The organism is Streptomyces massasporeus (assembly GCF_014648995.1).
Classification (GTDB): Bacteria; Actinomycetota; Actinomycetes; order Streptomycetales; family Streptomycetaceae; genus Streptomyces; species Streptomyces massasporeus.
Genome location: NZ_BMSE01000019.1, coordinates 126114 through 136346, shown reverse-complemented (window position 1 = coordinate 136346; position 10233 = coordinate 126114). Strand labels below are relative to the sequence as shown.

Here is a 10233-nt window from a genome sequence, read left to right as displayed (position 1 = left end):
GCTGAATTGGGTGCGCCTTGTCGAGCGGGCAGCTACGGGGGGTGAGAAAGCGTTGCTTGTCAGCCGATCTTTGACTGCGGTGGTACGCGTGTGGTGCATGATGAACCACTCGCGCTGCCACGCCCATGACGAACCTCTTGGTTCCCAGACCCACGCCGCGCGACGGAACCCGATATCAGGGCGGACGGAGCAATGGCATTGGGACTGAGTCGGTTACGAGGCAGAACCAGTGCCGGCCTGCCGCGCGTCGTCGTCGGCGCGTGTATCGCTCTGATCGGCGGGGCGGTCCTCGGATTGCTGACACACCCGCAGAACCTTTCGCACGCGGCCGGATACCAGTACGCCGCAGGACTGCTTCTCGCGATCGGTCTCTACGGCAGCACACACGACATCGACTTCGCCGAAGTCAGACGCTCCCTCAAGGTCGTCCTGGTCGCCGTCACCGTGGGCGTCCTCGTCAAGGCCTCCCTCATCGCCACCGTCATGGTGCTGGCCTTCGACCGGCCGGAATACCTCGTCCTGGGCATCGCCGTGGCGCAGATCGACCCTCTGTCGGTGGCCGCCACGCAGAAGAGCGACCGGGTGTCGCCGCGGGCCAAGACGATCCTGTCGGTCTGGGCCGCGTTCGACGACCCCATGACGGTCCTGCTCACGCTCTACTTCTCCGCCCTCGCCGTCCGGTACGGCGCCGGGGCGGCCGGTGACGGGTCGGTCGTCACGGACACCGCCGCGGTGTTCGTCGACCTGCTCCTCAATCTGGGACTGTTCGCCCTGGTGGCGGCCCTCTGGTGGGCGGCCTCCGCCTGGCTCGGGAGCCACGGGCCGGCGCGCGGGCCCGGTGCCCGGCCGGCCGCCGACGTCGTGGCGCTGGCGCTGGTCGTCGCGCTGATCCTGTTCGCCGCGCAGGACATGATGGTCCTCGCCGTGGCCCTGACCGGACTGTTCGTCCGCCTGGGCCGCTTCGGCGCGGGCCTCGAGTCGGCGGTCGCCCTGGCCTTCCTCACCGCCTCGGCCGTCCTCGGAGTGGTCCTCGCGTCCGGCGAGGTCTTCCTCCGGGAAGGGCTCGTACTCGGCGCGAGCGCGTTCGCCGCGCAGCTGCTCGTCACCCTGCTCATCAGCCGGCTGCTGGTGCGCCCCCGGCTGACCTGGCCGGATCTCGCCCACCTCGGATTCGGTCAGCAGAACGGCATCACCGCGATCCTCCTCGCCCTCGCTCTGGAACCGAGGTTTCCCGGCACGGTGGGTGTCGTCGGACCCGCGATCGTGACGGTCAACCTCCTGCACCACACCTTCCAGTGGGCCCGCGTCGACAGGTGGCGGCGGGACTTCTCCACCGCACCGGAGCCTCAGCACGCCGCCACAGCCAAACGTCAGGAACTCAAACCGGAACTTGGATGAGTCAGGGGGAGGCATGGGCCCGTCACGCGCCTCGCCGGCATCCCGGCCGCACTGCACACCACGTACGACACCGGGCGATCCAAGGGGACGGGACGCCCGGAGCACAACCTCGGGGGAACACACCATGCCGTACATCCACTGCAACATGTTCGGAACGCCTCCCGCGGGGGGCGAACCGCCGTGGCTCCCGTACGAGCCGCTGGTTCCGTGGTGCATCGAAGGTCACGAGGACCTGTGGGTGGAGCTCAAGCACGTGCCCGTGGCGGTGCACACCTTCCGGGACCAGCTCGTGCAGGTCGCGCGCAACATCACCCCGGACCGGGACGGACGCGGTCACCTGGTCGTGGTGAGCGGACTGCCCGGCACGGGAAAGAGCAGCCTCCTCCACCGGTGCGTCCATGAGTTCGTCTCGGGACTGGAAGACCCCAAGGGCGGTGACGACGACCGGCCCGACGCCCAGCCGCGGGACGAGAGTTCGAAGCCGTGGTGCCGACGTGAGCCGTCCGGTGCGGTCTCGGTCGTTCCCGTCACCGGTGTGCGCAACAACGGGCGCGACCTGGAATCGTCGCCCAGTGGGCACACGGAAGCACCGGAGCTCAGCACGGTGATCGACCGCATCTTCCGCACCGTGGTCAAGGCACTGAGGAAGACACCCGGATTCGCGGAGGTCTGCGGTCCGGAGATCGACTCGACCGACCACTTCGACTCCTGGCACGCCCTCACCGACGCGCTGGCGCACTTGGGCCGAAGACTCGCGGTGATCATTCCGCACATCAAGTGGGAGGACCAGGACTCCCGATGGGCCTTTCTCCGGTTCTGCCACCAGAAGGCCGACCGCGGGGTCGTCTTCTTCGTCGAGACGGAATACACCGCTCTCGAGAAAGAGATCGGCCTGATTTTCGACGAAACCCAGCTTCGGGGCGTCACGCACCTCCAGACCGGAAGGCTCGCCCGGGAGGACTGGGGCAGATATCTACGGCTGTGGATGGAGCTTCCGGATATTCCGAGCCCGAAGGTCGACATTCACGAGGATCTGCTCGAGTGCGAACCGGCGCCCTGGGTCTTCGTCAGCATTGCGAAGCTCCAGACCTTTCTGCGTGAGGCGGCGGACGAAGCACTGCAGGCCGACGAGGCCTACTTGCGGCGAAGTCGCATAGTTCTCCGGTTCGCCAAGGAGGAACCGAATCCGGACGACTTCCTCAGAGGGGGCCCGTCCGAACCGGACGACCCCGAGGAGGAACCATCCGGGACGGCCGGTCGTGAACCGAATGAGCTTCCTGACGACGAAGAGGACCGACGAGATGAGCCCTGACGCCTTCCCGGTCGCGGAGGAGAACCCCTTCCGAGGCAGTACGAGCGTGCAGTTGGAGGGATTCGGCGACACCACCCAGGTCGGAACCGGCCCCCCGCGCCCACCCGTCCATGTGCGCAGGCGGATCAACGAACAGCTCATGGAACAGGTGCACCGCTACCTCGACCACACCGGGGACTCCTCGACCAGGGGCCGTGTCCTCGCCCTCGTCGGCGAGTTCGGCCTCGGCAAGAGTCATCTCGCCGCCCAGATCACGGACGCCCTCAGGCAGAGCACCCCGACGCCCGCGCTGTGGGTGATCGGTCAGCCCTCGGTGGACATGCGGTCCGTCTTCCAGCACCGCGTCATGAGCCCCCGTGACGATCTCGAAGCCATGGCCGACTTCATGCAGGCCATCACCGACTACTACGCGGACGTCACGGCGGAGCTGCTGGAACAGGACGAGACCGGCCGGCTGGGGGGCGCGCGCGACGAGTTCCTCAGCGGCTTGAGGGACCGGAGGCTGGATCCGCACAAGATCGCGCGGGCCTTCGACCTCGACGAGGAGCTCATCCACAGCCACCTCCGCCGGCATCTGCGGGGCGTCACCGACCACCGGGCCTTCGCCACCGCGCTCGCCCTGCTCCCCAACCAGACGTACCAGACGGACATCTTCCGCTGGCTGTCCGGAGAGGCCCCCTCGGCTCCCCTGCAACAGCGGGGCGTCACCCAGCCGATCCAGGGCATCCAGGGCGTCCTCGAAGCCTTCGCGGTGTTCAGCCTCGTCTACGGCCAGAGCGATCGGCCGTACGCGCTGGTGCTGGACGAGGTGGACAAGATCGTCGAATGGACCACGCAGGACCGGGCGTTGTTCCTGAACGCCTTCGAGATGCTGGTCAACCGGTACATCAACCAGGGCGGTCTGCTGGTCTTCTGTGTCCGGCCCGACCTCTGGAGCTCCCTGCCCGCGTCTCTGCACGAGCGGGTGCTGCCGCTGTGGCTCGACAGCTGGGAGCGCCCCGCGACCGAGGACCTGATCAAGCAGCACCTGCTCGGTTCGGGCCGGGTGCCGCAGGACAAGTCCTGCGCGCCGTTCTCCGACCCCGCCGTGGGACAGGTCGTGACCCTCTCCGACGGGGTTCCCCGGCAGATTCTGCGGATCTGCGAAGGAGCCTGGGACCATGCCGCGCTGGGCGGCAGCCCGAAGATCGACATCGAGGCCGTGCACGAGGCGATCCGGACCACCCACGAGAAGCGGCCGATGAGCGAGGCGGCGCGCCGGCTGGAACGCGTACTCGCCGGCGACCAGTGGTGGCACAACGCGCCGCCCCGTGACCTGGGGGACCTTCCGGGACCACCGGGCTCCGGCGAACCCCGCTGGATCGAGGTCACCCGCACGGCGTGGATCGTCGTGCTGCCGGTGCGCTCGCTGCTGACCCGCTCCGGCGTCGCCGACATCGCGGGTTTCCTCGGCCACGCGCGCGACATCGCGGCGGCGAGCATCGAGATGCTGGTCGTGGTCAACGGCCACGCGTGCAGGCAGATGCGCCGCCAGGTCGCCGACGCCACCGGGACCATGCCCCTGGTGCTCGACGACCCCCGCTTCGACATCGCACTGCGCAGCGGTGTCCAGAGCCTCGCCGAACGGCTGCGGGCGAGCCAGGACAACACGGTGCTGGAGAAGTTGTCCCACCGGCTGGACGTGATCCAGGGTCAGCAGCAGACCCTCCTGGAACGCGTCGACAGCATCGACCACAGCCTCGACAACCCGCGTGTCGTCTCCCCGGCTCCGACGGCCGATTCCCTGGACGAGCGGCTGCCGGAGCCGGTGCGGGCGCTTTTCCGGGATGCCCAGGAAGCACTGGACCGGCTGCTGGACGAGGGGGAGGGGCCACGGCTCAGCCTCGTGCCCGTCGCCCGGACCGCCGCCGGCCGGCCGCCACGGCCGCGCCGGCTGCTCGTCGACGACTCCGCCCTGCGCTGCATGGGAGCGGTCGTACTGGCCCGCAGGCTGCTGGGGGCGTTCCGCGAGGCGGTCGTCGGCTGGTGGGAGGCCGCCGACGTGCCCGCCGGCGGCACCGAACCCGCCGGACGCGACCAGGGAGAACTGTTCGCCATCTGCCGGGGCTTCGAGATCTCCCTGGAGTCGCTGCCCCGGTTGGACCGGGGCGGCGCCGACCCGCTGAGCGGCACGCCGGCCCCCGCGACGAACCCCGGTGAGAGGGCGCAGGACCGGCTCGTCCACCTCGCCGACCGGGTGCTGCGCGAGCTGGGCGATGCGTTCAGCGGCGGATCCGCACCTCGGTTATGAGATCACGCAGACGCTCCTCCGCCACGGCCACCTTGGGCTGGCGGAAGGTGACTCCGACGACGAAGTCGCCCTCCGCGTCGCCCAGCCAGTGCATGTAGAAAGCCCCGTCCACGACGTCGAGGACGAGGCGTCGGATCGGGGCACGGGTGACGGGCGCGAGGATGCCCGCCAGATCCGTCAGCTCCTCACGCAGGCGGGTGACGAGGTCGCGGTATATCGCCCGGCGGGCCGCGACCGAGACGACCGCGAAGGAGTCCTCCAGCTCCTGGTGCTCGAAGGCGTCGCCGGAACAGACCAGCGACCAGTCACGGTAGTAGGCCGCGTAGTGCAGGTCGCCCGGGTTGAGATGGCGGTGCCACGCGCCCCGCAGCCGCTGGGCCTCCTGCATGTCGCGGGTGAGGACGTGCATGAACAGCGAAGTCCCCTGGACGAACGGCTCCTTCACCTCCCTGGGGCGGCCGCCGGGCAGTTCGTCGACCATCTGACGCTCGGTCCTGATCTTGGTGACCAGCCGGTTCGTCGCGTCGTCCATGGCATCGCAGCCGGACTCGGACGCGCTGATGCCCACCAGGTACTGGCCGGCGTGCAGGCGTGAGCACTGCATACCGCCCTCCGGGGTGACGACGAGGGTCCGCATCAGATCGCCGACGTCGAGCCGTCGCATGGCCTCCTCCGTCTCCAGCACCCAGCGGACCAGCCGACGCCCCGGCCGGCCCTCGGTGTCCGCCTCGTCCTCCCAGGACAGCCCTCCGGGGAACGGCTCGGCCTCCGCCTCGCGGACGGCGAAGACGACGGTGTTGCGCACGACGTGGGTCATGGACCGGATCTCCGGGCAGGCCGCGACCGCGGCACGGCACTCCTTGCTCAGGTGCCCGTAGCTCTGGCTGACTTGCGGCACGCTCAGGAGCCGGGGCTCGCTCACCGCCGCCGAGGCGTCCGGATTCATCTAGGTGCAACTCCTTGTGGCCGACGACGTACGCGGGACACCGCGCCTTCGGTTCATACGAACAGTTCCACGTCGATGTCCCGGCGCACCCGGGGCAGTTCGCCGCTGCCCGCCGCGCCCCGCTGCCCGGCACGGGTCATGGCGAGGTTGCCGGCGGCGATCGCCCTGGCCGGGTGCCGGTTCAGGCCGAGGTGGTCGTAGCCGCGCTGGGCGCTCTCCTCCAGTCCCACCGCCTCCTCCTCGGCTCCGCACGCCACCAGGGTTCCCGCCAGGGCGATGGAGGACGCCAGGGTCCAGGGGTGACGGGCGCCGAGAACCGTCTCCAGGCCGCGTCTCGCGGTCCGGCCGGCCTCGCGGGCCTCCTCCGTCCGGCCCGCGCCGCGCAGATGGACGCCGAGGCGCATACGGCACAGGTGGGTCGACGGATGCTCGGGGCCGAACCGGCCCGCCAGCGTGTGCAGACAGCGCTCGGCGTACTCCACCGCCGGTTCGGGCTCGCCCAGCAGATGGTGGTCGACGGCGAGGGAGAACCGGCACCGCTGAGTGATCATGTGCTGCTCTCCCAGCACACTGACGGCCATGTCCAGGGCTCGCGTGTCGCGTTCCCAGGCCCGGTCGGCATCACCGAGCCGGCGCTCGCTCACGGCGAGCCCGTTCTCCGCCACGATCGTGATCGGCACCCGGGTGATCGCGGGCCGCGCCGTGCTGCGCGGCGTCCAGCCGTGCTTGAGCAACTGGTACGACTCCGCGTCCTGGCCGAGCAGCCGGTGCATCTCCGCCAGCCAGGGGACCATGTCCCGCACGGCGGGGTCGTCGTCGCCGCCGATGGCCCGGCGCTGTTCGTAGACCTGGCGGTACAGCCGCATGCCCGCGGGGTAGTCGCCGGCGGCGGCGTAGCACCAGGCCAGGTTGCGGTGGACCCGTTCGGTGCTGCCGTGCCGCGGGCCCAGCAGCCGCGCCATGCCGCGGGCGACGTGCACGGCCTCGTCGAGGGCGTCGGCGACATGGCCCGCCGAACCCAGGTTCGCCGCGTAGCTGTCGGCCATCTGCAGGGAGCGGGGGTGGGTGAGGCCGAGGTTCCCCCGGTACTCCCGCAGCACACCGAGGGCGAGCGCACCGGATTCCGCGTACTCGCCGCGCAGGTGCTGCGCGTCGGACAACAGAGCGCGCAGGCGCCGGTGTTCGAGGCAGTCCTGCTCCGTCCAGCTCCGCAGGGCGAGCCGGCCCACGCGCAGACACTCCTTGAGCGCCTCCTCCTCCTGGGTGCGGACGAGGTCGGCCAGGTGGCTCAGCAGCGACTGCTGCACCGCGGGGCGGGTGTCCTCCCAGAGCCGCAGCGCCTCGATCTGTCTGCCGCGCCGGGTGATGGTCTCGGCATCGGGCGGGGCGGGGCCGTCGGCCATGCCGAGCAGGTCGGCGCCGAGCACCGCGCGCAGCTGGGTCTCGATGCGCGGCGCGTCGCCCAGCTGGGCCACGATGAGGTCCCGCAGCACCCGGTGCTGGCGGACGGGCTGTGCGGGGCGGGCGAAGTCGAACTCGACCAGACCGTGCTGGTGCAGCACCCACAACGCGGCGTCGACGAGGAGGACGTCCGCCGGGCGCACCGGCTTGCCGTCCGCGGTGTGGTCCGGTCCCGCCTGGGCCAGCGCCGCTCTCATGGGCCGGGAGCGCAGCATCCGCAGGTCGACCCCCGCGCCGGTGATCAGCGCACAGGCGTCGATCAGCCAGTTCAGCGCCGCGACACCCGCCGGTTCGTGGGACCACGCCTCGGCCGCCGCGCTGGAGCGGACGGAGGAGCGGGCCATGCGCAGCAGGATCTGTGTCCCGGCCAGCGCGCCCGGGCCGAAGGACTGCTGCTGGTCGGTGAAGGCGTCGAGGAACGCCTCGACGGCGGCCTGCCGGGCCTGGGACCCGCTCAGGTTGTCCCTCTCACCGACCCGGGTGGCCTCGGCCCCGATCCAGCAGGCGGCCAGGCGCAGGGCGAGCGGCAGCGGGCCGACCCGGTGGACCACGTCTCGTGCGTGGGACGGTCTGAGGCCGGGCAGCAGCGTCAGGAGCAGCGCCTCGCTCTCGCCCCGCGAGAAGGGCGCGACCTGCACGGCACCGGCCGGTGCGGTTTCCTGCCCGCCCCGCGCGGCGAACAGGATGTGGCAGTCGCCGGACGGCGTCGGCAGCAGGTCCGTCACCTCGCCCAACAGTGCCACGTCGTCGAGTTCGTCGCAGACCAGCAGCCACCGCTCGCCGGTCTCGTCGGCCCTCGCCCGCAGCGCCCGGATGTGGCCGCTGAGTTCCTGGGCGGTGGGTTCGCCCAGGGCGTCGCCGAGCGCGGCGAGCGAGGCCCGGACGTTCTCGGAGGCGTCGGCCCGCACCCACCAGACGACGTCGTAGGAGCCGCCGAACCGGTGGCAGAACTCCAGCAGGGCTTCGGACTTGCCCACGCCGGGCGCGCCGCGGAGGAGACAGGGCCGGCCCTGGCCGGCGAGGCCGCGCAGCGCCTCGCGGATGTCGTCGAGCAGGTCCTCGCGGCCCACGAAGGTGACGCTGCGGGCGGCGATGTTGGTGCGGTTGGGGACGCTGGGGAAGCGGTGGGGGGAGCAGGGCAGCCGGCGCGGCACGGGCAGCGACAGTCCGCGCAGCAGCAGTTCGGTGGCCCGTTGCTCGTCGTGGCGGCGCAGGTCGATCTGCTGGTGGTGGGCGAACCCGGGCGGCAGCGTCTCGCCGTCGATCAGCACCATCCGGATCCCCGGATCGGACAGGGCCCGCAGCGCCCGCTGTTCGTCCGGGCGCACCGTGGTCGGCTGCAGCAGCAGCACGGCGCCGTCGTCGGCCGGGCGCTCGGGCCGCCAGCCGCTGTAGGGGCGCCGTACGACGCCGACGCCGAGGGCGCGCAGCTGGGCCTCGATCCAGTCGGCCCAGACCGTGTGACGCGAGGTGTGGACGAGGGTCACGTGCGTGGGCGCGACCGGGTGCGGCCGGTCCAGGGCGGAGACGAGGCGTTCGAGAGACGGCAGGACCCGTTCGTCGAAGCCGTTGCCGTTGTCCAGCTCCGTGCCGAGCCGGGTGCTGCGGGCGGACATCGCGTGGTAGGGGATCTCCAGGTAGCGCACCGGGCGGCCGTAGAGCCGTGCGAAGCTCGGTCCGACCCGGTCGCGGGCGATGCGCAGTTGGTCCTCATGCGACCAGTCGGTCTGCAGGGCCAGTGCGATGACGTCGAGGGGTCGTTCGGTGTGCCGGAGGATGCCCCAGGCCAGGGCGGCGGCGTCCTCGATGAACGAGGAGTCGGCGGTGAAACAGACCACGAGCAGATCCGGCAACCGCGCCAGCTGTGCGGTCTGTTCCTCGGTACGGGGCAGCGGTGCGTCGATGAGGACGTCGTCGTAGCCCTGGAAGGCGGGATGATCCGGACCCGCCCCGGAGACCGCGGCCAGCGGGTCCGGGCCCTTCAGGGTCGCCAGTCCGATGGGACGGGCCGCACCGGCGGGGGTCCACTCCTCCACGGAGGGGCCGCCCTCCTCGCCCGGCAGCAGCGCGGTGGCCGGGGCGACCGAGCGGACGTAGTGCCGGGTGCGCACATCGGCGTTGCGGCCGTCGAGCACGAGCACCCTGCGGCCCGCGCGGGCCAGCAGTACGGCCGTGTTGAGCAGGGTCGTCGTCTGGCCGATGTCCTCCGCCGTGGAACAGAACGCGGCCACACGGGGGCGGGAGATCCGGCCGTCCGCCTCAGACATCTCGGCTCCGCTTCGCTTCGTCGGGGGTGATCGGACGCGGGGGACGGGCGGTGCGCGGGCTCGGGCGGTCACTCCTTCTGCGCTTCACCGCCGCCGGGGTCCTTCTCGTGATTCGTGGTGAACATGGCCTCGGGGCGTGACGCTTCCCGTCGCACACGCCGCAAGGCACTCACTATCACGGATTCGGGCAGTGACCGGATTGCGTCGAAGGGTAAATTCGAAAGATCAACCAGGGGAGAATCCAGCACCTCCCGCGTTTCGGTCTGATCATCCATACGGAGCCCCGCCGTCCCGATTGAGTCGAGAATCCGCCACGAGTGGAGGACTGCCGGACAGTTGTGGTGTGGCCTCTCAACTCGGCTGCCAAACTGATGACTTGCTGTCAGACTCGAACGAGTCTACCGACAAGTGCGGCGCTTCGGGCGATCCTCGGATCGTCTCGTACGCCGCGGGAAACCTTCTGGTTCGGAGCGCAAATTCGTTCGCACACGGGAGCTCCATGGGTACCGAAACGAGTGAGCCGGACGTGGCGCACGACGCTCCCGCGAAAGGTGTCGTG

General features: G+C 70.7%; 6 protein-coding genes. 3 read left to right on the top strand and 3 right to left on the bottom strand.

The window, feature by feature from the left end:
* Window positions 1-294 precede the first annotated feature (294 nt).
* From IE153_RS32575 to IE153_RS32565, 3 genes are all read left to right on the top strand, one after another.
* Complete coding sequence (locus IE153_RS32575) at window positions 295-1398, top strand: hypothetical protein (RefSeq protein ID WP_189593323.1); 1104 nt, start codon at window positions 295-297, stop codon at window positions 1396-1398.
* Between the two features lie 289 nt (window positions 1399-1687).
* Entirely contained in the window at window positions 1688-2710 is a 1023-nt protein-coding gene (locus tag IE153_RS32570) for a P-loop NTPase family protein (RefSeq protein WP_189593322.1), read from the top strand.
* Window positions 2700-5000, top strand: coding sequence for a hypothetical protein (locus IE153_RS32565; RefSeq protein WP_229829280.1), 2301 nt, complete (start codon window positions 2700-2702; stop codon window positions 4998-5000). The genes IE153_RS32570 and IE153_RS32565 overlap by 11 nt, the downstream gene beginning before the upstream one ends.
* On the opposite strand, the gene IE153_RS32560 is transcribed toward IE153_RS32565, so the two are convergent.
* The 3 genes from IE153_RS32560 to IE153_RS32550 form a co-directional block, all read right to left on the bottom strand.
* Window positions 4972-5946 (bottom strand): hypothetical protein, encoded by a 975-nt coding sequence (locus tag IE153_RS32560; RefSeq protein WP_189593321.1) that lies wholly within the window; start codon window positions 5944-5946, stop codon window positions 4972-4974. The genes IE153_RS32565 and IE153_RS32560 overlap by 29 nt on opposite strands.
* 53 nt (window positions 5947-5999) lie before the next feature.
* Window positions 6000-9674, bottom strand: coding sequence for an FxSxx-COOH system tetratricopeptide repeat protein (gene fxsT / locus IE153_RS32555; RefSeq protein WP_189593320.1), 3675 nt, complete (start codon window positions 9672-9674; stop codon window positions 6000-6002).
* A gap of 68 nt (window positions 9675-9742) precedes the next feature.
* On the bottom strand, window positions 9743-9949 hold the full coding sequence (locus IE153_RS32550) for an FxSxx-COOH-like cyclophane-containing RiPP peptide (RefSeq protein ID WP_107057712.1): 207 nt from the start codon (window positions 9947-9949) through the stop codon (window positions 9743-9745).
* Window positions 9950-10233 lie beyond the last annotated feature (284 nt).